Here is a 23,097-nt window from a genome sequence, read left to right as displayed (position 1 = left end):
TAAAAAGCAGAAACGGCAATGAAGCATCTTGGTCTTCATTGCCGTGCATTATATTACCCGTATCTGGTCGCTTAGTGAACGTCGCGCCAGAATTCCTTCTTCAACAGCACAGTGAAGATGAAGAAGATCACGATGAAACCAAGCACCCAGAAGCCCATGCGTTCACGCTCCTGTTGTACCGGTTCAGCCGAGTAGACCAAGAAGTTTACCAGATCCAGTACCGTCTGATCATACTCTTCGTCATCCATTTCACCATTACCGTCAGATTTGATGCTGACAACCTGCTGGGTCTCGACTCCATCGACCGTGTGAGTGACGAACTCGGCACGGGGGGTTCCCTGCAACGGTTCCAACACATGAGGCATACCCACAGACGGGAACACCACATTATTCACCCCAAACGGACGAGTCGGATCCACGTAAAAAGAACGCAGATAGGTGTAAATCCAGTCCGCACCACGTACCCGGGCAACCAGAGTCAGATCTGGAGGGGGAGCACCAAACCACTTGGCGGCATCCTTCTCGGACATGGCGCTCTTCATCAGATCACCCACTTTGGCGCCGGTGAAGATGAGGTTCTCCTTCATCAGCTCCTCGGGGATCTCCAGATCGGCAGCAACCCGGTTGTAGCGTTGATACTGGGTAGAGTGGCAGCCTGCACAATAGTTCATGAAGGTGGCAGCTCCACGTTGCAGGGATGCCTTGTCGCTCAGATCATAATTGGCTTTGTCCAGATGCACGGCCCCAGCATTGGCAAACACCAGTGATGGCAGCAGGGTCAGCACTGCAAATATTATTTTTTTCATTTAAATGTAACCCTCTCCGGCAGCGGCTTGGTGCGTTCGTTTTTGCTGTAGAAGAACAACAGCACGAAGAAACCGAAATAACCCAAGGTACAAATCTGGGCAACCAGCGTCAGGGTCGGCGTCGACGGCAGTACACCCAGCACCCCCAGGATGATAAAGCAGACCACGAACTGGGCAATGTTCAGCTTGTGCAGCTTGCTGCGATAGCGAACAGAACGCACCTTGCAGCGATCCAGCCAAGGCAGCAGGAACAACACCACAATAGAGAGGCCCATCATGATGACGCCCAGAAGCTTGTCGGGTACGGCACGCAGAATCGCGTAGAAGGGGGTGAAGTACCACACAGGCGCGATGTGAGCAGGAGTCTTCAGGCCGTTGGCCACTTCAAAGTTCGGCTTCTCGAGGAAGTAACCCCACATATCCGGCTTGAAGAAGATGATGGCGCAGAAGAAGAACAGGAAGCCCGCCACACCGATCATGTCCTTGACGGTGAAATAAGGGTGGAACGCCACCGCATCCAGCGGCCAGCCGTTTTCGTCCTTGTGCTTCTTGATGTCGATACCGTCCGGGTTGTTGGATCCTACTTCGTGCAGCGCCAGAATGTGCATGGCAACCAGCATCACCAGCACCAGCGGCAACGCGATGACGTGCAGCGCGAAGAAGCGGTTAAGGGTCGCACCGGAGATGACGTAGTCACCGCGGATCCACAGGGTCAAATCGTCACCGATGACCGGAATGGCGCCAAACAGCGAGATGATGACCTGGGCACCCCAGAATGACATCTGACCCCAGGGCAGCAAGTAGCCCATAAAGGCTTCCGCCATCAGCACCAGGAAGATCAGCATGCCGAAGATCCACAGCAGTTCACGAGGCTTCTGATAAGAGCCATAGATCATGCCGCGGAACATGTGCATGTAGACCACGATGAAGAATGCAGACGCACCGGTTGAGTGCATGTAACGCAGCAACCAGCCGTACTCCACATCGCGCATGATGTACTCCACGGAGGCAAACGCACCTTCCGCAGAGGGGTTGTAGTTCATGGTCAACCAGATACCGGTGATGATCTGGTTAACCAGCACCAGCATGGCCAGCGAGCCGAAGAAGTACCAGAAGTTCAGGTTCTTCGGTGCCGGATACTTGGCCATGTGGTCGTTGTACATGGCCGTGAGCGGGAATCGATAATCGATCCAGCCCATCAGTTTACTCAACATGGTCAGGCCTCCTTGCCATCGGCACCGACCAGGATGGTGGTGTCATTAATGAATTGATAGGGCGGAATGACCAGGTTCAGCGGTGCAGGCACCCCCTGGAACACACGGCCGGCCATGTCGAACTTGGAGCCATGGCACGGGCAGAAGAAGCCGGACGTAACGCCCTGCACCTGCTCGCCAAAGCTGTCAGGCAGATAGGAAGGTGAACACCCCAAGTGGGTGCAAATACCGACCGCGACAAAAATTTCGGGCTTGATCGACCTGTACCCGTTATGGGCATAGTCAGGCTGCTGCGGCTCTTCAGATGAGGGATCCCGCAGCTTGTCATCATGCGCGGCCAAGGCATCCAGCGTCTGTTTGGTGCGTTTCACCACCCAGACAGGCTTGCCTCGCCACTCGACACGGATGAGCTGACCCGGTTCCAACTTGCTGATATCGACTTCAACCGGCGCACCGGCTGCTTTGGCCTTGGCGCTCGGATTCCATGACTTTATAAACGGCACTGCGGTAAACGCAGCTCCTACCCCACCAACGGCAACCGTTGACCAGGTAAGAAATCTGCGGCGACCGGTATCAACTGGCGCATTGCTCATCCAAAAACTCTCCCATGTGGACTCCGCACATTCTTATAGTGTCCCTGTTCCCCATTTTTCCCGTGACAACAGCGGCGGAAGCTGGATTTACAATTGCCACAGAAAACAGGGGAAATTTTAAAGAAAAGATAACAACTTGACAAGAAAGAGCGGTGAGCAATGAAAACAATAAAGAAACAATTTTTTGTCTTTTGTGACGCGTGGTTAGCATTGATGTCGGTAATATTACCAATAAAAAAAGCCTGGCAACCGCCAGGCTTTTTTGACACTCGAAAGAGTGAGTACCAAAAGCGAATTAACGCTTGGAGTACTGCGGACGCTTACGAGCTTTGTGCAGACCAACTTTCTTACGCTCAACCTTACGGGCATCACGAGTAACAAAGCCAGCTTTACGCAGTTCGGAACGCAGGGTTTCGTCGTACTGCATCAGAGCACGAGTGATACCGTGGCGGATCGCACCAGCTTGACCGGAGATGCCACCACCGTTAACGGTGATGTACAGGTCCAGTTTCTCGGTCATCTCAACCAGTTCCAGCGGCTGACGAACTACCATGCGGGCAGTCGGACGGCCGAAGTACTGCTCCAGGGAGCGCTGGTTGATTACGATCTTGCCGCTACCCGCTTTGATAAATACGCGAGCAGTGGAGCTTTTGCGACGGCCGGTACCGTAGTATTGATTTTCTGCCATGTTGCCAGTTCCCGATTAGATATCCAGTACTTGAGGTTGCTGAGCAGCATGAGCATGCTCGGCGCCTGCGTAAACTTTCAGTTTACGGAACATGGCACGGCCCAGAGGACCTTTCGGCAGCATGCCTTTGACGGCTGCTTCGATTACCATTTCCGGTTTACGCTGAATCAGCTTGTCGAAGCTGATTGACTTGATACCACCCGGGAAACCGGAGTGAGCGTGGTACATTTTGTCGGTAAATTTCTTACCGGTTACGTGTACCTTCTCAGCGTTTACAACGATGATGTAATCACCGGTGTCAACGTGCGGAGTGTACTCAGCTTTGTGCTTACCACGCAGACGAGCAGCGATCTCGGTTGCGATACGACCCAGAGTTTTACCTTCTGCGTCCACAATGTACCAGTCACGTTTTACGGTTTCTGGCTTGGCAACGAAAGTTTTCATTAAGTTAAACCCAATTACCTGTTACAGACCCAATTGCTTATGGGGGCTCTCCCACAAACAACAAACGATGGCCTACCTGTACCCCTTCGAATACAAGTAAAGCTTAAAGTGTTGCTGTCTTATCGACAGCTGTAACGTGGGCCGGGCGATTATAAGTGAAGTTGCCTTAAATATCACCTGCTAATTTCACTGCCATGAAACCAGCAAATGTCGCCCGGCCCTACCTGCCGCAGATGCCCATCCGACTGGCAGGCGCGGTATTGTGACTAAGGAAGGTGCACTCTGGCAAGGTATTCGTGCGATTGCATTTCCTGAAGCCGCGAAAGACAGCGTTTGAATTCGAAATTCAGCAGCCCTTCGCCGTAGAGTTCTGTCATGGGAACCGCCGCTGACATGATGAGCTTGACGTGCCGTTCGTAGAACTCATCGACCATGGCAATGAAGCGGCGAGCCGCGTCATCCGTGCCTGTGCCCATTGGTTGCACATTGGCCAGCAGAATGGTATGGAACAGCCTGGCCAGCTCGATATAGTCGTTCTGGGAGCGGGGAGTACAGCAAAGTTGCTCAAATTCCATATAGAGCACCCCTTCCCCCATTCCGAGCAACGTCAGCTGACGATGATTGACCTCGAACGTCCCCTCGCAAGCCGTGTGTCCGCCGGTTAATTGCTGAAAATAGTGGTCAAGATTGGCTTTTGCCTGCAAGTCCAGCGGGCAGTGATAAATCTCCGCTTGTTCCAGCGTACGCAGGCGATAGTCGATACCGCCATCTACGTTAAGTACCTCGCAATGACGCTCGATAAGCTCAATAGCTGGCAGAAAACGGGCTCGCTGCAGCCCGTTGCGATAAAGATCCTGCGGCGGAATATTTGAAGTGGCGACCAGCACGACACCGTGACCAAACAGCTCCTGAAACAGCGTGCCCAGCAACATGGCATCGGTGATGTCGGAGACAAAAAATTCGTCGAAACAAATGATGTCTGTTTCACTGGCAAGCTTGCTGGCCACCAGCTTGAGGGGATCGGATTGCCCACTCAGCCCCTGCAGTTCATCGTGAATGCGGTGCATGAAGCGGTGGAAATGGCTGCGCATCTTGCGCGTCCCCGGCAGGCTGTCGAAAAAAGTATCCATCAGCCAGGTCTTGCCTCGGCCCACTCCGCCCCACATATAGATACCGAGGACGGGCTCCGGCGGCTTGGGCTTTTGCAGCCAACCCAGCAGCCCTCGAGATCTGGTCGGAGCCGGGCGTCGTAGCAAATCCTGATACAGTCGCTCTAGCCTGCTAATGGCCATCCCCTGCGCGGGGTCGGCCACAAAGCCGGGGCGCAGCAGATCCTGCTGGTATTTTTGCTGCGGTGTCATCCTTGAGCGCCTCTCCAAGTCCCTGAATCGAGGACAAAATGGTATCACGGCCTCAGGACGCACGGTATAGTGCCATCAAGGCATGGCGGTTATGACGACCGCATAAACCCACTCTGTTTTAGCTGTAACAAGGAGCATCTATGAGTCTGTTAACTGGGATCCTGCTGGCTGTCGCGGCCTTGATTATCGGTATCGTTCTCGGCCGTTTTTCGGTGCGTAGCCGCGATGCTGGCCGTCTGGAACAGGAACTGAAGAAGGCCCACAAGGAGCTCGAGAGTTATCAGGGCCAGATCAACACCCACTTCGCCGACAGCGCCGCCCTGATGGAGCAACTGGCCGAGCAGTATCAGACCCTCTATCGCCACATGGCCGAGCAGAGCAAATTCCTGGCCAAGGCGCAGGAACCGCTGTTCCGCGAGTCATTGGTAGAAGAAGCCCCTGCCAATGTGGCAGAAGAGCCGGGCGTTCCGCCTCGCGACTATGCTGGCGCCTCTTCCGGACTGCTCAAGCAACCAAACTAGTTCCTCGCGGAACTAATTGGCCAGCCCCGTGGTCTGACCTTGACGATTGCAATGCAACTTTTTCTGGGAGCTGTTTTTCATATGCGTAAACCTCTTTCCATGCTCAGTGTGCTAGCCCTCAGTGTCGGTATCGCCATGTCTGCGGCCCCTGCTCAGGCTGCACTGCCTTCCCTGTTAGGTTCAAATCAGGAGATGCCAAGCTTGGCGCCTGTTCTCGAACAGGTCACCCCGGCGGTGGTCAATATCTCGGTTTCTGGCAAAAAAATTACCCGTCAGCGTCTGCCGGAACAGTTCAAGTTCTTCTTCGGCCCCAACATGCCCGATGAACAGGTGAGCGAGCAGCCGTTCCAGGCGCTCGGCTCCGGTGTCATCGTCGATGCCAAGAAGGGTTACGTGATCACCAACGCCCATGTGGTTCACGAGGCGGACGAGATCAAGGTCAACCTGAAGGATGGTCGTGAGTACGCGGCCAAGAAGATCGGTGAAGACAAGCAGTCCGACATCGCCCTGCTGCAAATCAAGGCCGAGGATCTGGTGCAAATCAAGTTCGCCGACTCCGACGAGCTGCGGGTAGGTGACTATGCGCTGGCCATCGGCAACCCGTTTGGTCTGGGCCAGACCGTCACCTCCGGTATTGTCAGTGCGCTGGGTCGCAGCGGCCTCAACATCGAGAATCTGGAGAACTTCATCCAGACCGATGCGGCCATCAACTCCGGTAACTCCGGCGGTGCCCTGCTCAACCTGCGTGGCGAGCTGATCGGTATCAACACCGCGATTCTGGGCCCGAACGGCGGCAACATCGGCATCGGCTTTGCCATCCCATCCAACATGGTACGGGATCTGACCGAGCAGATCGTCAAGTACGGTGAAGTGCGTCGCGGCCAGCTGGGTATTACCGGCACCGAACTTACCTCAGACATCGCCAAAACCTTCGGCTACAACAAGAAGGATGGTGCCTTCGTCAATCAGGTAATGCCTGATTCGGCGGCCGACAAGGCGGGCATCAAGGCTGGCGATATCATTGTCAGCATCGATGGCAAACCGGTTCGCTCCTTCGGCGAGCTGCGTGCCAAGATCGCTACCATGGGCGCTGGCAAGCAGGTCGAGCTGGGACTGATCCGCGATGGCAAGTCACAAACAGCCAAAGTGACCCTGAAGCAGGCCGATGACAGCGAAGTACGCGCCAGCGCGCTACATCCGGCACTGGAAGGGGCCAAGCTGAGCACCACTACCGACCCGGTCTCCGGTGTCGCGGTGGCCGATATTGATCCTCGCTCTCCGGCAGCCGCTTCCGGCCTGCAGAAGGGTGACATCATCATCGGGGTCAACCGCCTGCGCATCAACACCCTGGGCGAGCTGACCAAGGCGCTCAAGAACAAGCCTGACGTGCTGGCGCTCAACATCCAGCGCGGCGACTCCTCGCTCTATCTGGTGATCCGCTAACGCTCAAGTTGTTCGCCAGCCCCTCCATCACCCGCGGCCTTCACCGCGGGTGATTTTTATCCATCGATAGTGTTATTCTCTGCGCGCAGCCTGTACGGATGAGAATGACATGAAAATCCCCCCTTTAGTCAGTTACTTGGGCAAGTCTGTCGGTTTTGGATTGACCGTCGCAGCGCTGCTGTTGCTGCTGTTTCCCCATTTTCGCGGTGGTGCCCAACTGCCCGGCATCATCACCAATGCCCGTGAACTGAGTTTCTCCTATGCCGCCCATCGGGCAGGCCCTGCCGTCGTCAACATCTACACCCGCAGCTTTGCCCCCAATCAGGGCAATCAGGGGGAACTGCGCCCACAAGGGCTGGGTTCTGGCGTCATCATGAATCAGCGCGGCTATGTACTGACCAACTACCACGTCATCGCCGATGCCGACCAGATCATCGTCGCGTTGCAGGATGGTCGGGTCTTCAGTGCCGAGCTGGTCGGAACCGATCAGCTCACCGACCTCGCCGTGCTCTATATCGAGTCAGACAACCTGCCGGTGATCCCGCAGGATCCCGAGCGACTGCCAGAAGTGGGAGATGTGGTGCTCGCCATCGGCAACCCCTACAACGTCGGCCAGACCATCACCCAGGGCATTATCAGCGCGACCGGCCGTACCGGCCTATCCAGCATGGGGCCCGACAGCAATGGCCGTCAGGATCTGCTGCAGACCGATGCCGCCATCAACGAGGGCAACTCGGGCGGGGCGCTGGTCAACGGCCGTGGCGATCTGGTGGGGATCAACACCGCCACCTATCACCTCAACGGCAATCAGGAGAGCTACGGCATCAGCTTCGCCATCCCCTACCGGCTGGCAAAACGGATCATGGATGAGCTGATCGCCAACGGCCGGGTGATCCGCGGCTACCTCGGGATCTCCAGCGTCGAGATCAACCCCATAGTCGCGCGGATGATGAACCTCGGCGACCTGCGTGGTCTGGTGGTGGAGAGTCTGGATCCCAACGGTCCGGCGGCCAAAGGCGGCCTGCAGCGAGGGGATGTGCTGCTCAAGATCAACGGAGAGGCCATCAGTGGCGTACGCAGCGCCATGGACAAGATTGTCGAGAGCCGCCCCGGCACCAAGCTGACCATCTCGGTATTCCGCTCCGGCAAGCCGCTGGAAGTGGTGGTCACCATAGAGGAAGACCTGCGCTATCAGCAGAGAACGGCCAGCTCGAGCGCCGCATCGGCCAGCTAGCGTCACTCCTTGTTATGAGAAGGGCGGGAAACCGCCCTTTTCCACATCAGTCCCCTCGGCAACGTCTCTACCGTGAGATGACTCACAGTTTCCCGCAACGCTTGCCCTGCCCCCGCCCCCCGATTTGTGCGCTACCGATCACACAAAACCGGCCCCAATAAGCACTCCTTTTGTCTTTTCAGTATCCAAACGCTCACTTTGGGGCCATTTCCTCAGGAATTTCCGCTTCGAATCGGAAAAACACTGCCTCCTCCACATCGACGCGCAGGCTTAGGGTAACGCCATACCTTCTGCCAGCCTTGGAGAGCAGACATTGCAAACAGAGACTCACGACCAGACCCTGACCCCGAACAGCCCGGAGTTGCTGCGCCAGACCGATCATATCCTCGCGCGCATTTATCCCCTGCTGGCCGAACAGGGCATCATCCCCAACGAGGTGCAACGGCAGATGCTGGCCTCCCATGTCAAAGCCATGGTGTGGCGCTCCCACAGCGGCGAGCCCCTGCCGGAGGTTGACCTCAGCCTGTTTGAAGAGATCTCCCCCCTCTCACTGCGTCTCGCCGAACAGGTCGTCAGCTGGCTGGATCAGCTTGCTTATGAGGAGGCACACCTCTTGTCCGTCCATTTTGAAGTCGCCAAAGAAAACGAACTCAGCTCGGTGCAGAACCCGTAACTCAAGGAGAAATCGATATGACAGCCATCAAACTCGTGATTGGAGACCGTCTCGGCAAGGGTCAGAAAGTGGGCGCAGGCGCGGAAGCTGCCGGGGCCAACGTGACCATCATCCCCGGCATGGCCGCTGACATGAAGCTCGGCGACGTGATGAACAAGGAGCAGGCGGATCTCGGCATCTCCTTCTGCGGCAGCGGCGGCGCCGGGGCGATCACCGCCCAGACCAAGTACGGCTACAAGTGCCGCTACGGCATGCGCTCTGTTGAAGAGGGCGTCACCGCCATCAACGAAGGGTGCGTGGTGCTGGGCTTCGGTTTCATGGACAAGGAAGAGCTGGGCCAGAAGCTGGTCGAAGCCTTCGCCAAGAAGCACGGACGCGCCTGATGAAAGAGAACTTCACCACCCAGGTCATCGTCAACGGCAAGGGGGCGACACGCCAGCAGGCGTTTGCCTCCGCCCTCAGCCAGGTGCAATCCACACTGCTCAAGGACAACCAGCAGGTACTGCTGCGTATTGAGCCGGTCGATGTACAGGTGCTCAAAGCCGAGGAGTCGGTCCGGGTGGAGAAGTTCCTGTTCTTCTTCCTGCCGCGCCAGCGCCGCGAATACCGCGTCCAGCTGGAGATCAAGGTTCAGGTCACCAGCCTGGATGTCGCCAAGGTGACATTCACCCAAGTGTGATGCCTGCGCAGGCACAACCCCACAAGAAGGATACGTTGGATGTTTCTAATCATTTTTATCAAGTCACTCATCATTGGCGGCCTGGTTGGCGTCGGGGTGGGGGCCGGCGCGGCGCGGATGTTCCACGCCCCGACCGTACAGGGCATGGGAGCCTTCCGCACCCTGGGCGAACTCAACTCCTGCGAAGGGGATCCCGCTTCCCACTTCTCGTTTGGTCTGGGCTTCTTCTTCAACGCCTGGGCCTCGACCGTGGCGGCAGGCGCCTTCACCCAGGATGTGGATCACCGCATCATCCCGCACTGGGCCACGGCGGCACTGCTGTTCAAGAACCGGGATCTCGCCACCACCCTGCACGACCCGAAAAAAATGGCCATCGCCGGCGGCATCATAGGTGCCATCGTGGTCGCCTTCCTCAACAGCACGGCCGCCGCCGTTCCGGCTGCATTGCAGGTCACAGCAGTCAAGGTGCTGGTGCCAGCCGCCAACCTGCTGGTCAATACCGTCATGCCGGTGATCTTCTGGCTGGCCGCCATCGAGGCGGGCAAGAAATCCGGTTTCTGGGCCACCATCTTCGGCGGTCTGGCCCAGCTCATCATGGGCAACGCGGTACCGGGCCTGGTGCTCGGCATCCTGATCGGCAAGGGCGTGGAAGAGAGCGGTTGGAACCATGTCACCAAGGTGATGATGGCAGCCATCGTCCTGCTGTTCGTGCTGAGCGGCTTCTTCCGCGGCTTCGACATGAAACTGATTGAATCCTTCCATATGGGTGTCCCCCTGTGGCTGGAAAGTGTCCATAACCTGCTGAGCGGCAAATAAGGGGTCACACCATGGATGAGAAACTGAAAAACAACTTCTGGTATGCCGACTGGTCATTCCCTATCTTCGTCGGCCTGCTCTCGGCCGGGGTCTTTGCCGGTACCCACATGTTCTATCTGTACGGGGTCGGTGCCTTCAACGAGGTAGCCTTCGTCGCCATGCTGAAAGCCGGCATGGACACGGGTGCCTACGGCGCGGTAGCCGCGTTCGGTGCCAGCTTCCTGTTCGCCCGCATCATCGAGGGATCCCTGGTGGGGATCCTGGATATCGGCGGCGCCATCCAGACCGGGGTCGGCCTCGGAGTGCCAGCCCTGCTGCTGGGGGCCGGTATCGTCTATCCGGTGGAGAACTTCGGCGCCTCGCTGGCAACCGGCATGGGGATTGGTCTGGCCATCGGCTACGTCATCATTCTGGCGCGCAAGTTCACCATCAACCAGAGCAACTCCACCTACGGTGCAGACGTGATGATGGGTGCTGGCAACAGCTCTGGCCGCTTCCTCGGCCCCCTCATCATCCTCTCCGCCATGGGCGCTTCCATCCCCATCGGTATCGGTTCCCTGCTGGGTGCGCTGCTGTTCTACGTGTGGGGCAAGCCCATCACCGGCGGTGCCATTCTGGGAGCCATGCTGCTGGGTACCTTCTTCCCGGTTGCGCTTGCATAACTATCCGCCGCCCTGCGGGGCGGCTCGCCAGAGGTTATCAGCATGTACGACATGATCATCAAAGCGGGGCGGATGGGAGATGGCCAGCTCGTCGATATCGCCATCCAGCAGGGCAAGATAGCCGCCATCGGCACCCTGCCGGAGACGGCAGCGGCGCAGCAGACCCTGGATCTCGGCGGCCGGGTGCATGTGAGCGCCGGCTGGATCGACGGCCACACCCACTGCTACCTCGCCTCCCCCATCTATCACGATGAGCCGGACAAGGTGGGCGTAGAGTCCGGCGTCACCACTGTCATCGACGCCGGCAGCACCGGGGCCGACGACGTGGATGAATTCCAGCGTCTCGCCGCCGGCTGCAAGACCCGGGTGCACGCCCTGCTCAACATCTCCCGTATCGGCCTGTTGCGCCAGAACGAGCTGGCGGATAGCCGGGACCTCGATATGGATCTCGCCTCGGCAGCCATTCGCCGCCACCCCGACTTTATTGTCGGCATCAAGGCGCGGATGAGCGGCAGCGTGGTCGGTGAAAACGGCCTGCAACCGCTGCGCATGGCCAAGGCGCTGCAGCAGGCTCACGACCAGCTGCCGCTGATGGTACACGTGGGCAACACGCCGCCGGACCTGGACGAGATCGTCGCTCTGCTGGGGGATGGTGATCTGCTGACCCACTGCTTCAACGGCAAACCGAACCGCATCCTGACTCCGGCTGGCGAGCTGCGGGTCGCGGTGCGCGAGGCGATGAAACGGGGGCTCTTGCTCGACATCGGCCACGGCGGCGCCAGCTTCAGCTTCGAGGTGGCGGAGCTGGCTATCCGGCAGGGGATCCTGCCCCGCACCATCAGCTCCGACATCTACTGCAAGAACCGCATCAAGGGGCCGGTCTACAGTCTGGCTCACGTGATGTCGAAGTTTCTCGCCATCGGCATGACGCTGGAGCAGGTGCTCGCCTGTGTCACCCATCAAGCGGCCGATGCCCTGCGCCTTTCCGGCAAGGGGCGGCTTGAGGTGGGCGCCGATGCCGATCTGACCCTGTTCGAGGTCACCAGCGGCCCGACCCTGTTTATGGATACCGAAGCCCAGTCCCGCAGCGGTGACCAACAACTGCAGCCTCTCGCCGCCCTGGTCGGTGGCGAACTGGTTCTGACTCACTATGGGAAATCACACCATGCCTTCTGTTTATGAGAAATATCAGCTCAAACCTGTGATCAACGCCTCCGGGCGCATGACCATTCTCGGCGTCTCCACCCCCGAGCAGGAGGTGGTAGATGCGGTCAATTTCGGCCTAGGCCACTACTTCGAGGTCAAGGATCTGGTCAACAAGACCGGCACCTATCTGGCTGGCTTGCTGGATGTGGAAGATGCGGTGGTAGTCTCCTGTGCCAGCGCGGGCATCGCCCAGTCAGTCGCCGCCATGATAGTGCGCGGTGATCCCTATCGCCTCGAGCACCTGCATGCCCATCCCCATGAGGTGCCGAGTGAAATCGTGCTGCCCAAGGGGCATAACGTCAACTTCGGCGCCCCGGTCGGTACCATGGTCAATCTGGGTGGCGGCAAAGTAGTGGAAGCCGGTTACGCCAACGAGTGCTCCCCTTCCCAGCTGGCCGCTGCCATCAATGCCAACACAGCAGCCATCCTCTACATCAAATCCCACCACTGCGTGCAGAAGAGCATTCTGTCGGTGGTAGAGGCCGCCGAGGTGGCCAAGACCCACGGGCTCCCGCTCATCGTCGATGCGGCTGCCGAAGAGGATCTGCGCCTCTACAACAACCAGGGAGCGGACCTGGTCATCTACAGCGGCGCCAAGGCCATTGAAGGCCCCACCAGCGGGCTGGTAGTTGGCAAGCGTCAGTACGTGGAATGGGTCAAGCAGCAGGCCAACGGCATCGGCCGCGCCATGAAGGTGGGCAAGGAGGGGATCCTAGGCCTGACCCACGCCATCGAGCGCTATCTGGTCAAAGAGAAAGAGAGCGGCGCCGCCATGGTCGCCAAGATGAGCCCCTTCATCGAGCGCCTCAACCAGCTGCCCGGCGTCACCGCCAAGGTGGTGTGGGACAGCGCAGGACGCGACATCGCCCGCACCGATATCGCCTTCGACCACCAGCAGATCGGCATGACCACAGTGCAGGTCGTCACCCATCTGCAACAGGGCACGCCTGCCATCTACTGTCGTGGCTACAAGGCCAACGAGGGGCATATCGAGATCGATGTGCGCAGCGTCACCGTGCCCCAGCTCGACCAAATCCACTCCGCCATTGCCAACCTCGTTCAGGAGAATCGCTGATGTCCCTTACCCCCAACTACTACCGTGATCGGGTCTGTCTCAACGTGCTGGCTGGTTCCAAAGAGAATGCCGTCGAGGTGTACGACGCAGCCGAAGGCCACGTGCTGGTCGGTGTGCTCTCCAAAAACTACCCGGATATTCCCTCCGCAGTTGCCGATATGAAGGAGTACGCCAAGCTTATCGACAACGCCCTCTCCATCGGACTGGGCGCCGGCGATCCACGCCAATCCGCCATGGTGGCCGAGCTGGCCTGCCAGCTGCAGCCCCAGCACGTCAATCAGGTGTTCACCGGTGTCGGCGCCAGCCGGGCACTGCTCGGCCAATCACAAACGCTGGTGAATGGGCTGATCTCCCTTACCGGCAGGCCGGGCATGGTAAAGATCTCCACCGGTCCACTCAGCGCCGGGCAGCCGGATGGCATAGTGCCCATCGATACCGCCATTGCCTTGCTCAAGGACATGGGCGGCAGCTCGGTCAAGTTCTTCCCCATGGGTGGGCTGGCCTGCCGCGACGAGTATCAGGCAGTAGCCGAGGCCTGTGCCCGCAACAACTTCTGGCTGGAGCCCACCGGCGGCATCGATCTGGACAACTTTGAAGAGATTGTGCGGATTGCGCTGGACGCCGGGGTCGAGAAGGTGATCCCTCACGTCTACAGCTCCATCATCGACAGCGCGAGCGGGCACACTCGCCCCGAGGATGTTCGCACTCTGCTGGCCATAGTGAAACGACTGTTTGCCTGATGGCAGTCACGGGCGCCGGTTTAATCACTGACCGGTGCCTGGCTTGTTGATGACCCACTTGTTAACATCGACCCTTTATCTCGCAACAGGAGTCTTGCATACCCCCTATGATCAAGCTGCCACACCCCAGGCTCCATCAAATGCTGATCCAGCTCCACGCCGAACCGCTGCCACAGGAGGAGCTGGCTCGCCGCCTCAATGTCTCCACCCGCACGGTGCGCACCGATGTGGCGACCCTCAACGAACTGATTGCCACGCACGGCGCCCACCTGATCCACCAGCGTGGCAGCGGCTACCAGCTCAAGATCTACAATCAGGGACTGTTCGACGCCCTACTGGCGGCCCAGGGTCAGGATAGCGGCCTGCCACGCACCAGCCGAGAGCGGGTGCTGCACCTGCAGATCCTGCTATTGACGGCAGAGCAGGGGATCAAGCTCGATGAGCTGGCTGATACCTGGTATCTGAGCCGGGCGGCACTGCAGGGGGATATGGCGGAAGTCCGTGAGCAACTCAGCCACTTCAGGCTCAGCGTCGAGAGCAAACCCCGCCTGGGGATGCGCATTCAGGGGGAGGAGACGGCGATCCGTGCCTGTTTGACCCAACTGCTCTATCAGGAGTTGCTGCACAACAACCAGTTGCAAACCCTGCTACCCAACCTCTGCCCCAGCAAGACGATGGAGGTAGTGGGCAATCACATCCATGCCCAGCTTGCCCGACATCAGCTGCGTCTCGCTGACGAGAGCTTGCAGCAGCTCGCCATCTACTGCGCCGTTGCCCTGCTGCGTCAGGCATCCGGTCACGAGTTGCGCCACTTCGCCAGCGAAGATCTGACTCTGCCGCTGCTGGCAGTATCTCGCGATATATATGCGGTATTGCCAACCCTGACGCCCCCCGTAGAGGATGAGATCGCCGGTCTCGCCATCCAGATCCAGGCGCGCCTGATTGCCGATACTCCCCAGCTCAGCCCTGCCATGGCCGCAGAGAGCGAACAGCTGGTGGAACATCTGCTGACCTACATTCATCAACACTACCCTTACGACCTGCGAGGCGACCAACAGCTGCGGGCCGACCTGCAAACCCATATCAGCGCCATGCTGCTACGGGTCAAATACCAGATAGGCAACCACAACCCGCTGGCCGATCACATCAAGCAGTACTACCCCCTCACCTACGACATCACGCTGGCGGCCATTTCGGAGTGGATCAAGCAGACCCCCTACCGACTGACCCATCACGAGATCGGTTATCTGGTGATCCATATCGGGGTCGGGCTGGAGCGCCATTACGACATAGGCTATACCCGCCGCCCGCAGGCGCTATTGCTTTGCGATGCGGGCAACGCCACCTTCCGGGTACTGGAAGCACGCATCAAGCGGGAGTATCCCCAGTTGCAGCTGACCACGCTGGAGTCGGTGCGGGATTACGAAGGTCTGGCGCAGATCGCGCAGGACTTTGTCATCAGTACCGTCAAGGTGAACGAAAAAAACGCCCCCGTGGTACTCGTTGCCCCCTTCCCGACCCAATACCAGCTGGAGCAGCTTGGCAAGCTGGTGCTGATCGACCGCACCCGCCCCTACATGCTCGACAAATATTTCGATGCCGACCACTTCATGGTGGTCAAAGAACCCCTCACCCAGGACGAACTGTTTGCCCGTATCTGTGATCAGCTGGAGGCGGAAGATCTGGTGGAAAGCGGCTTCAGAGCCTCACTACAGGAGCGGGAGCGGATCGTCTCCACCATGCTGGGAGAAGGGATCGCCCTGCCCCACTCTCTCGGTCTGCTGGCGCGCCGCACTCTGGTGTACACCGTACTGGCACCGCAGGGGATCGACTGGGGCAACGGGGAAATCGCGACGCTCATCTTCGTGCTGGCCATCAGCAAGGCCGATTATGAGGAGGCGATGGGTCTCTACGACCTGTTTCTGGCACTGATGAACGAAAAAGCCAGCAGGAACCTGCTGGCTTGTCGGGATTTTGCCAGCTTCAAAGCGCTGGCGCGTACCGGTTCATAACATATAACGAGGAGTGACTACTCCTCATTGAAGCCGGAGGTGAACAGCTCCACCACGGCGGCCAGAGCCTCGACCTCTTCGGGACCCTCAACCTGTACTTCCACCTGCCGCCCTTGCGCCGAATCCAGCATCAGCAGGCCGATGATACTGTCAGCATCGGCCTCCACACCATCTTCATTGCGCAGCAGCACGTGAGCATCGAAACCCTGCACCAGCTCGAACAGCATCATGGCTGGTCTGGCATGAATACCCAGCTTGTTTTTCACTTCAACCGAGGCGGAAACAGTCATCGGGTCGTCCTATTGGTCCGTCAGGATTGGGGGGCACTCTTGTCGAGAGTGCGGTGGCGGATCTGCACGTTCTTGCCGAGCAAACGGAATGCACTGGCCAGCCGTTCTGCAATAAAGACCGAGCGGTGCTGACCGCCGGTGCAACCGATGCCGACCGTGAGGTAGCTGCGATTGTTGCGCTCCAGATGGGGCAACCAGGTCACCAGCATATTTTCGATCTGCTGAGTAAACAGCATCACGTCGGCCTGCGCCGAGAGGTAGTTGGCGACCGGCTCATCCTTGCCAGTGAACGGCTTGAGCTCGGGGATCCAGTGCGGATTGGGCAGGAAGCGAGCATCGAACACGAAGTCGGCATCCTTGGGAATGCCGTACTTGAAGCCGAACGACTCGAACACCAGCACCAGCTCGTTCTCTTTCTTGCCGAGTACCCGGGTTTTGATGAGCTCGCTCAGGTCGTGAATGCTGAGGGTGGTGGTATCGATACGCAGGTCGGCAGTAGAGGAGAGTGGCGCCAGCAGGTGGGTCTCCTCCCGAATCGCCTCATCCAGCGACAGCTTGTTGCGTGAGAGGGGGTGCAAACGGCGGCTCTCGCCATAGCGCTTGAGCAGGGTGCCGTTGTCAGCGTCGAAGAAGAAGCTGGCAAATTCAACCCGCCCCTCATTGCGCACTTGAGCCAGCAGACTTTCCAGTTTCTCCGGATCGCTCGGCAGGTTGCGCACATCGATACTGACCGCCAGCTTGTCGTACTGGCTCTCCACCGAAACGATCAGCTGGGGCAACAGATTGACCGGCAGGTTGTCCACACAGTAGTAACCCAGATCTTCCAGCACTCGCAGGGCTACCGTTTTACCGGAGCCCGAACGTCCACTTACCACGATTAACTGCATCTTGTTCCCTCACGCCAAAACGGGTGTCTCATCCTTGGCCTGCTGTCAGGCCGAGGTCATGATCTGATAGAGCTCTTCGTCGCTGGTTGCCTGACGCAACTGGCGGCAAACCGCCTTGTCACCCAGCTTGGAAGCCATCAGAGAAAGGGTCTTGAGATGCTGCTTGCACTCGCTTTCCGGCACCAGCAAGGCAAACAGCAGGTCAACCGGTTGATTGTCGATGGAGTCGAAAGGAATAGGGTCGGCAAAGGTCATCAGGATCGCGGTTGGCGGGAACTCATCGTCAATGCGACCGTGGGGGATCGCAATACCGGCACCGATCCCGGTACTACCCATTTTTTCGCGGGCCAGCAAGCATTCAAACAGCGCCTGACGGGAGGTGCCAAGGCGTTCGGCGGCCAGCTCGCTGATGATTTCGAGGGCGCGTTTCTTGCTGGTACAAGGGACTGCACTCTTGGTGCAGTCCCGACTCAGTATGTGTTCAAGTTGCATGGTTATTTTTTATTTAACTTATCTTTGTGCTTGATGATCTGCCTGTCCAGCTTGTCGAGCAAGGTGTCTATCGCAGCATACATATCGGCATGTTCAGAGTTGGCAAACACTTCGCCACCGCTGACGTGCAATTTGGCTTCCGCTATCTGGTTCAGTTTTTCCACGCTAAGCACCACATGAACATTGTTGATGTGGTCGAAGTGACGCTCGAGTTTGGCAAATTTGTTATTCACATAATCACGCAGAGCTTCGGTGATCTCGACATGGTGTCCGGTCAGGTTAATTTGCATAACATCATCCTTTTGTTTGCCTAAACCAGGCGTTTGCGCTGATTGGAAGGTGGGATAAACAAGGATTCGCGATACTTAGCGATCGTGCGTCTCGCCACCATAATACCCTGTTCGGCCAGCAAATCCGCGATCTTGCTATCACTTAACGGCTTGGCAGGATTCTCTGCCGTGACCAGCTTCTTGATGAGCGCGCGAATTGCGGTCGATGAGCACTCTCCTCCTCCTTCGGTGTTCACATGGCTGGAGAAAAAAAACTTCAATTCGAAGATACCACGGGGGGTATGCATGTACTTCTGGGTCGTCACCCGGGAGATGGTCGACTCATGCATCTCCACCGCTTCGGCGATGTCATTGAGCACCATCGGCTTCATCGCCTCTTCACCATACTCGAAAAAGCCCTGTTGCTGCTCGACAATGCAACTGGCCACTTTCAGCAGGGTGTCATTGCGACTTTCCAGGCTCTTGATGAACCACTTGGCTTCCTGCAAATGGGAGCGGATAAACTGGGTGTCGGTGCTGCTGCGGGCGTTGCGGGCCATGGCGGCATAGGTCTCGTTGACCCGGATGCGGGGGGCAGAGTCGGGATTGAGCTCGACCACCCACTTGCTGCCCTTCTTGACCACGGAGACGTCGGGGATCACGTACTGGGAGTCGCTCTGGATGATGCCATTGCCGGGGCGCGGCTCCAGCAGCTGGATCAGATCCAGCACCGCCTTGAGGTCGCTCTCTTTGAGTTTTGTCTTGCGGGCGAGGGTGCGGTAATCCCGGTTGCCGAGCAGCTCCATGTGCTCGAGGATCACCTCCTTGGCCTCGTTGAGCCAGGGGGTCTGCGGGTCATACTGATCCAGCTGGATCAGCAAACACTCCTGCACAGAACGGGCAGCAATACCGACCGGATCGAAGTGCTGCACCCGCTTGAGTACCGCCTCGACCTCATCGAGCTCCACCTCTACGTCATCGCTGGTGACGGCTGCCTGGATATCCTCCAGCGCAACGGTCAGATAACCGGATTCGTCGATGGCATCGATAATGGCGAGCGCGATGGCAGCATCCACATCGCTGAACGGTGTGAGCCGCATCTGCCACAGCAGATAATCCTGCAGGTTTTCGGTGGTTTCACCCTGATAGACGCTATCTTCCCCATCGTGGATGGGGCCCGCGCTCTGGGCGGTGCCGGCAGAGTAAACCTCGTCCCAGGTGGTATCCACCGGCAACTCATCCGGCATCTGCTCCTGAGCCATGGCATCGCTGGAATCCAGCTGGCTGGCATCGACCGGCGCTTCCGGACTGGTCTCTTGCGCCTCGCTCTCTTCCTGCTCCAGCAGAGGGTTGTTTTCGAGCGCTTGCTGAATTTCCTGCTGAAGTTCCAGAGTGGAGAGCTGGAGCAGACGAATCGCTTGTTGTAATTGCGGCGTCATGGTCAGGGACTGACCGAGACGCAACTGTAATGTCGGCTTCATCTACGTCGGGATATCCTTATGTTCAGCGAGGCACTCGTCAAAGGAAATGAAGGCATGCCCCCTTACTATAGACTGAATTGATCGCCCAAATAGACGCGCTTGACCTGCTCATCGGCAAGGATGTCAGCCGGTGCACCTTCGGCAATCATCTTGCCGTGGCTGACGATATAGGCCTTCTCACATACGTCCAGAGTCTCTCTGACGTTGTGGTCGGTAATCAAGACGCCAAGGCCTCTATCTTTCAGATGCTGAATGATCTTCTTGATGTCTATCACAGAAATCGGGTCAACCCCTGCAAAGGGTTCATCCAGCAGAATAAAACGCGGCTCAGCCGCCAGCGCACGGGCGATCTCGACCCGACGGCGCTCACCGCCGGAGAGGCTCTGACCCAGGTTGTCGCGAATGTGGGTGATGTTGAACTCTTCCAGCAGTTGCTGAACCTTGTCCTCACGCTCCTCGCGACTCAACCCCTTGCGGGTCTGCATCACGCCCATCAGGTTGTCGAACACCGACAGGCGACGGAAGATGGAGGCCTCCTGCGGCAGGTAACCGATGCCATTGCGCGCCCGCACATGCATGGGCTGCAGGCTGATGTCCTGATCGTCGATGGTGATGAGACCGGCATCGCGCTGCACCAGCCCCACGATCATGTAGAAGGAGGTGGTCTTGCCCGCCCCGTTGGGGCCGAGCAGGCCGACAATCTGGCCGGTGCCCACTTCAAGGCTGACGTCACTCACCACCATGCGGCGCTTGTAGCTCTTCTGCAGGCCCACTGCTTTCAACACTGCCATGGCTTATTTTCCCTGCTTCTTCTGGTCGGCGGGCTTATCGAAATTCTCTACCTGATCCGGCAGGAACACGGTTTTGACCCGCTGGCTCGGGCTCTTGCTCTCGGCAATCATCTTCTGTTTGACGATGTCGTAGCGGATCAGATCGCCATTGACCTGGCTATCTTCCTGCTTGAGCTGACCGTTGCCGGTGATGGTCACCAGCCGGTTCTTCAGCTCGTAGCGGATGGTATTGCCGTGGGCATTGACCGGCTTGCCGTTATCCAGGATCTGGAAGAAGGTGGCGGGCTTACCGTAGGCAGTCATCACCTCGGCTCCTTTCTCGCCGGAACGGGTCACTACCACCTTGTCAGCTTTGATCCGGATGGTGCCCTGATTGATGGTCACATCCTCTTCGAAAGTGATGCGGTTGTCCTGCATCTCGGCCACCTGTTTGACGGCATCGACGTAGACCTTCTCGGCAAAGTCGGACTCTTTGGCGGTCACCGCACCACACAACAACAGGGCTGCGAGGGCCAGATTAGCGTTTTTCATTGAAATAGATGGCATGGCCTTGATCCAGTAACTCAAAATATTTGCGGTCCAGATGGCCCTTGAGGCCAACCCCTTGGGTCTGGAAATCCCGACCCAGAATGTTCACTTCCCGGTTGCTGCGCACATCCTGTGTCACCAGATCCAGCTCCAGATAAGGGGTATCCAGTGTGGAGATAAAGGAGGTGGGCAGCAGACCATCCAGATGCACCTTGTCCCGCAGGATGACGTTGTCGCCGGTGTTGAGCACGCCGGTTTCGGCGGTCACCTTCCACTCGGCAGCACCCTGATCGTCATACATGTAGACCACCGGCTTGTCGAAGGTGGCCTGCTCGAGGATTTGATAATACTCGGCGTAGGTCGACTCCAGCCGCTCGGTGCGCTTGCCGTTGATATCAAAACGGGTGGTCACCAGATCTTTGGCGACAAAATCCGGCTGATAGTTTTCGATTTTGACGGCGCTCTCCGGCACCAGCTCAACCTTGCCCAACTGCCAGGCAACCAGCGCGACCAGAAACAACAGGGCAAACAACAGGGTCTGTCTGCTCATACAGAGGCCTCGGGCTGATAATCGTCATGGCCCTGCGCCTGCAAAATGAGGTCACACACCTCGCGCACCGCGCCCATGCCACCGCCAAGCCGGGTCACCATATCGGCACGACTCAGCACCAGCGGATGGGCATCGGCCACGGCAATGCCGAGCCCACAGACCTGCATCACCGGCAGATCGATGGTGTCATCGCCCATATAGGCGGCCTGTTCCGGGCTCAGCCCCAGCTTGGCCAGCAGCGCTTCGAAGTGAGGCAGCTTTTTATCAGCCCCCTGCACCACATGAGCCACACCCAGGCTTTTCATCCGATCGCTCACGATACGGGAGTTGCGCCCGGTGATGATGGCGATCTCGATCCCGGCATTGAGCAGCGCTCGCATGCCCGCACCATCGCGGGTGCAGAAGGTTTTCAGCTCTTCGCCGTTGTTTCCCATGTAGATGAGGCCGTTGGAGAGCACCCCGTCCACATCGCACACCAGCAGGCGGATTTGCGCCGCCTTCTCAAACTGGCTGCGCGTCACCGGACCATAGAGGGTCGGTACGTTTTGCATCAAATTACTCCGGCTTTCAGCAGGTCGTGCATGTTGAAGGCGCCGAGCGGGCGTTTCTCTTCATCCACGACCAGTAATCCGTTGATTTTTCTCGTTTCCATCAGCTTGACGGCTTCTGCAGCCATCATCTCTGGACCTACGGTAACACAGTTGGCCGTCATCACACGGCTGATGGGGGTGTGATGGATATCGATCTGTTGGTCGAGAATGCGGCGCAGGTCGCCATCGGTAAATAGCCCGGCCAGCAGGCCATCGCCATCGACCACCGCCGTCATACCGAGCCCCTTGCGGCTCACTTCCAGCAGCGCCTGGCTGATGGTGGCATCTATCCCCACCCGGGGCAACAGTTCGCCGCTGTGCATCAGGTCGCCGACCCGCAGCAACAGACGCTTGCCAAGGGAACCGCCCGGGTGAGAGAGGGCGAAGTCATCGGCGGTAAAACCGCGCGCTTCCAGCAGAGCGACCGCCAGGGCATCGCCCATCACCAGGGTTGCCGTGGTACTGGAAGTGGGTGCCAGACCCAGCGGGCAGGCCTCTTTCTCCACCTTGATGCACAGGTGCACGTTGGCCTCTTTGGCCATGGTGGAGGCGGGATTGCCGGTCATGCAGATGAGCGGAATGCCGCGGCGCTTGAGTACCGGCAGCAGAGCCAGGATTTCGTCGCTCTCGCCGGAGTTGGAGATGGCGATGATAAGGTCGCCGCTGGAGATCATCCCCAGATCGCCATGACTCGCTTCCCCCGGATGGAGGAAGAAGGCCGGGGTGCCGGTGCTGGCGAGGGTGGCGGCAATCTTGCTGCCGATATGGCCCGACTTGCCCATGCCGGTGACCACTATCTTGCCACCGCAGCGCAGCACCATTTCGCACGCCTTGTCGAAGGTGTCGTTCAGATACTGATAGAGTCCATCAATGGCTTGCTTTTCTGTGTCCAGCACCGCGCGGGCACTGCGACGAAAATCGAACAGTTCAGACACTTTCTCAGGCTTTACAGACATAAAGACACAGCTCCGGGCCGAAATTAGCTGCGGGATTATAAAAAAGTCTGCCCGGATAAGCGAATCGGATGGCAAGTCCCGCTCTCAATGACGCAC

At 58.2% G+C, this 23,097-nt stretch carries 28 protein-coding genes; 12 read left to right on the top strand and 16 right to left on the bottom strand.

Translation table 11 applies throughout. The features are described 5' to 3' along the window. Positions 1 to 71: 71 nt before the first annotated feature. From AB5Y97_RS02450 to zapE, 6 genes are all read right to left on the bottom strand, one after another. Positions 72 to 806 (bottom strand): cytochrome c1, encoded by a 735-nt coding sequence (locus AB5Y97_RS02450; protein WP_040068844.1) that lies wholly within the window; start codon positions 804 to 806, stop codon positions 72 to 74. Further along, positions 803 to 2,020 carry a cytochrome bc complex cytochrome b subunit gene (locus tag AB5Y97_RS02445; RefSeq protein ID WP_040068842.1) on the bottom strand — a complete coding sequence of 406 codons (1,218 nt, stop codon included), beginning with the start codon at positions 2,018 to 2,020 and terminating at the stop codon, positions 803 to 805. The genes AB5Y97_RS02450 and AB5Y97_RS02445 overlap by 4 nt, the downstream gene beginning before the upstream one ends. 2 nt (positions 2,021 to 2,022) lie before the next feature. After that, positions 2,023 to 2,613 (bottom strand): ubiquinol-cytochrome c reductase iron-sulfur subunit, encoded by a 591-nt coding sequence (gene petA / locus AB5Y97_RS02440; RefSeq protein WP_040068840.1) that lies wholly within the window; start codon positions 2,611 to 2,613, stop codon positions 2,023 to 2,025. Between the two features lie 295 nt (positions 2,614 to 2,908). Further along, positions 2,909 to 3,301 (bottom strand): 30S ribosomal protein S9, encoded by a 393-nt coding sequence (gene rpsI, locus AB5Y97_RS02435; RefSeq protein ID WP_005336286.1) that lies wholly within the window; start codon positions 3,299 to 3,301, stop codon positions 2,909 to 2,911. A gap of 15 nt (positions 3,302 to 3,316) precedes the next feature. Continuing rightward, positions 3,317 to 3,745 carry a 50S ribosomal protein L13 gene (gene rplM, locus AB5Y97_RS02430; protein WP_005336289.1) on the bottom strand — a complete coding sequence of 143 codons (429 nt, stop codon included), beginning with the start codon at positions 3,743 to 3,745 and terminating at the stop codon, positions 3,317 to 3,319. A 266-nt stretch (positions 3,746 to 4,011) separates the two neighbouring features. Then, positions 4,012 to 5,106, bottom strand: a complete 1,095-nt coding sequence (gene zapE, locus AB5Y97_RS02425) for a cell division protein ZapE (RefSeq protein WP_368157212.1) — start codon at positions 5,104 to 5,106, stop codon at positions 4,012 to 4,014. A 140-nt stretch (positions 5,107 to 5,246) separates the two neighbouring features. Between zapE and AB5Y97_RS02420 the strand changes: the two genes are divergently transcribed. The 12 genes from AB5Y97_RS02420 to AB5Y97_RS02365 all read left to right on the top strand — a co-directional run bounded on the left by AB5Y97_RS02420 (position 5,247) and on the right by AB5Y97_RS02365 (position 16,167). Continuing rightward, positions 5,247 to 5,627 carry a YhcB family protein gene (locus AB5Y97_RS02420; protein ID WP_005356646.1) on the top strand — a complete coding sequence of 127 codons (381 nt, stop codon included), beginning with the start codon at positions 5,247 to 5,249 and terminating at the stop codon, positions 5,625 to 5,627. Positions 5,628 to 5,708: 81 nt separating this feature from the next. Further along, positions 5,709 to 7,070 (top strand): Do family serine endopeptidase, encoded by a 1,362-nt coding sequence (locus AB5Y97_RS02415; RefSeq protein ID WP_005336295.1) that lies wholly within the window; start codon positions 5,709 to 5,711, stop codon positions 7,068 to 7,070. A 109-nt stretch (positions 7,071 to 7,179) separates the two neighbouring features. Then, positions 7,180 to 8,304, top strand: a complete 1,125-nt coding sequence (degS, locus tag AB5Y97_RS02410; protein ID WP_005336297.1) for an outer membrane-stress sensor serine endopeptidase DegS — start codon at positions 7,180 to 7,182, stop codon at positions 8,302 to 8,304. A gap of 313 nt (positions 8,305 to 8,617) precedes the next feature. Further along, on the top strand, positions 8,618 to 8,977 hold the full coding sequence (locus AB5Y97_RS02405; RefSeq protein WP_005355140.1) for a transcriptional regulator: 360 nt from the start codon (positions 8,618 to 8,620) through the stop codon (positions 8,975 to 8,977). A gap of 17 nt (positions 8,978 to 8,994) precedes the next feature. Next, complete coding sequence (locus tag AB5Y97_RS02400) at positions 8,995 to 9,360, top strand: SFCGS family glycine-rich protein (protein WP_005355141.1); 366 nt, start codon at positions 8,995 to 8,997, stop codon at positions 9,358 to 9,360. Then, positions 9,360 to 9,656, top strand: coding sequence for a DUF4312 family protein (locus tag AB5Y97_RS02395; protein ID WP_368157211.1), 297 nt, complete (start codon positions 9,360 to 9,362; stop codon positions 9,654 to 9,656). The genes AB5Y97_RS02400 and AB5Y97_RS02395 overlap by 1 nt, the downstream gene beginning before the upstream one ends. Positions 9,657 to 9,695: 39 nt before the next feature. After that, on the top strand, positions 9,696 to 10,472 hold the full coding sequence (locus AB5Y97_RS02390) for a DUF4311 domain-containing protein (protein ID WP_005355143.1): 777 nt from the start codon (positions 9,696 to 9,698) through the stop codon (positions 10,470 to 10,472). 11 nt (positions 10,473 to 10,483) lie between these two features. Next, complete coding sequence (locus tag AB5Y97_RS02385) at positions 10,484 to 11,134, top strand: DUF4310 family protein (protein WP_011707606.1); 651 nt, start codon at positions 10,484 to 10,486, stop codon at positions 11,132 to 11,134. A gap of 42 nt (positions 11,135 to 11,176) precedes the next feature. After that, the gene (locus tag AB5Y97_RS02380) at positions 11,177 to 12,316 is read left to right on the top strand and encodes an amidohydrolase/deacetylase family metallohydrolase (protein WP_201947188.1); all 1,140 of its coding nucleotides are present in this window, start codon (positions 11,177 to 11,179) and stop codon (positions 12,314 to 12,316) included. Continuing rightward, positions 12,300 to 13,415: a DgaE family pyridoxal phosphate-dependent ammonia lyase gene (locus AB5Y97_RS02375; RefSeq protein ID WP_151286521.1), complete on the top strand. Its 1,116-nt coding sequence runs from the start codon at positions 12,300 to 12,302 to the stop codon at positions 13,413 to 13,415. Before AB5Y97_RS02380 ends, AB5Y97_RS02375 begins: the two co-directional genes overlap by 17 nt. After that, complete coding sequence (locus AB5Y97_RS02370; protein WP_151286520.1) at positions 13,415 to 14,155, top strand: KDGP aldolase family protein; 741 nt, start codon at positions 13,415 to 13,417, stop codon at positions 14,153 to 14,155. The genes AB5Y97_RS02375 and AB5Y97_RS02370 overlap by 1 nt, the downstream gene beginning before the upstream one ends. A gap of 107 nt (positions 14,156 to 14,262) precedes the next feature. Then, positions 14,263 to 16,167 (top strand): transcription antiterminator, encoded by a 1,905-nt coding sequence (locus AB5Y97_RS02365; protein ID WP_201947186.1) that lies wholly within the window; start codon positions 14,263 to 14,265, stop codon positions 16,165 to 16,167. Between the two features lie 17 nt (positions 16,168 to 16,184). Here the strand turns inward: AB5Y97_RS02365 and npr are convergent, their stop codons facing one another. The 10 genes from npr to AB5Y97_RS02315 form a co-directional block, all read right to left on the bottom strand. Further along, positions 16,185 to 16,457 carry a PTS phosphocarrier protein NPr gene (npr, locus tag AB5Y97_RS02360; RefSeq protein ID WP_005336318.1) on the bottom strand — a complete coding sequence of 91 codons (273 nt, stop codon included), beginning with the start codon at positions 16,455 to 16,457 and terminating at the stop codon, positions 16,185 to 16,187. A 20-nt stretch (positions 16,458 to 16,477) separates the two neighbouring features. Continuing rightward, positions 16,478 to 17,344 (bottom strand): RNase adapter RapZ, encoded by an 867-nt coding sequence (gene rapZ, locus AB5Y97_RS02355; protein WP_151286518.1) that lies wholly within the window; start codon positions 17,342 to 17,344, stop codon positions 16,478 to 16,480. Positions 17,345 to 17,389: 45 nt separating this feature from the next. Beyond that, positions 17,390 to 17,836: a PTS IIA-like nitrogen regulatory protein PtsN gene (gene ptsN / locus AB5Y97_RS02350; RefSeq protein WP_005336322.1), complete on the bottom strand. Its 447-nt coding sequence runs from the start codon at positions 17,834 to 17,836 to the stop codon at positions 17,390 to 17,392. A 2-nt stretch (positions 17,837 to 17,838) separates the two neighbouring features. Beyond that, complete coding sequence (gene hpf, locus AB5Y97_RS02345; RefSeq protein WP_005336323.1) at positions 17,839 to 18,126, bottom strand: ribosome hibernation promoting factor; 288 nt, start codon at positions 18,124 to 18,126, stop codon at positions 17,839 to 17,841. Between the two features lie 20 nt (positions 18,127 to 18,146). Further along, positions 18,147 to 19,586, bottom strand: coding sequence for an RNA polymerase factor sigma-54 (locus tag AB5Y97_RS02340; RefSeq protein ID WP_368157210.1), 1,440 nt, complete (start codon positions 19,584 to 19,586; stop codon positions 18,147 to 18,149). A gap of 65 nt (positions 19,587 to 19,651) precedes the next feature. Further along, positions 19,652 to 20,377 (bottom strand): LPS export ABC transporter ATP-binding protein, encoded by a 726-nt coding sequence (gene lptB / locus AB5Y97_RS02335; protein ID WP_005336333.1) that lies wholly within the window; start codon positions 20,375 to 20,377, stop codon positions 19,652 to 19,654. A 3-nt stretch (positions 20,378 to 20,380) separates the two neighbouring features. Next, the gene (gene lptA, locus AB5Y97_RS02330) at positions 20,381 to 20,908 is read right to left on the bottom strand and encodes a lipopolysaccharide transport periplasmic protein LptA (RefSeq protein WP_040068817.1); all 528 of its coding nucleotides are present in this window, start codon (positions 20,906 to 20,908) and stop codon (positions 20,381 to 20,383) included. Next, on the bottom strand, positions 20,895 to 21,455 hold the full coding sequence (gene lptC / locus AB5Y97_RS02325; protein ID WP_005336338.1) for an LPS export ABC transporter periplasmic protein LptC: 561 nt from the start codon (positions 21,453 to 21,455) through the stop codon (positions 20,895 to 20,897). The genes lptA and lptC overlap by 14 nt, the downstream gene beginning before the upstream one ends. Further along, positions 21,452 to 22,006: a 3-deoxy-manno-octulosonate-8-phosphatase KdsC gene (gene kdsC, locus AB5Y97_RS02320; protein ID WP_144715392.1), complete on the bottom strand. Its 555-nt coding sequence runs from the start codon at positions 22,004 to 22,006 to the stop codon at positions 21,452 to 21,454. Before kdsC ends, lptC begins: the two co-directional genes overlap by 4 nt. Further along, positions 22,006 to 23,001, bottom strand: coding sequence for a KpsF/GutQ family sugar-phosphate isomerase (locus AB5Y97_RS02315; protein ID WP_368157209.1), 996 nt, complete (start codon positions 22,999 to 23,001; stop codon positions 22,006 to 22,008). The genes kdsC and AB5Y97_RS02315 overlap by 1 nt, the downstream gene beginning before the upstream one ends. Between the last annotated feature and the right edge of the window lie 96 nt (positions 23,002 to 23,097).

This window comes from Aeromonas sp. R10-2 (assembly GCF_040908445.1).
Lineage (GTDB): Bacteria > Pseudomonadota > Gammaproteobacteria > Enterobacterales > Aeromonadaceae > Aeromonas > Aeromonas veronii.
Note: the sequence above shows the minus strand (reverse complement) of the source record. Positions and strands in the feature narration are given on the sequence as shown.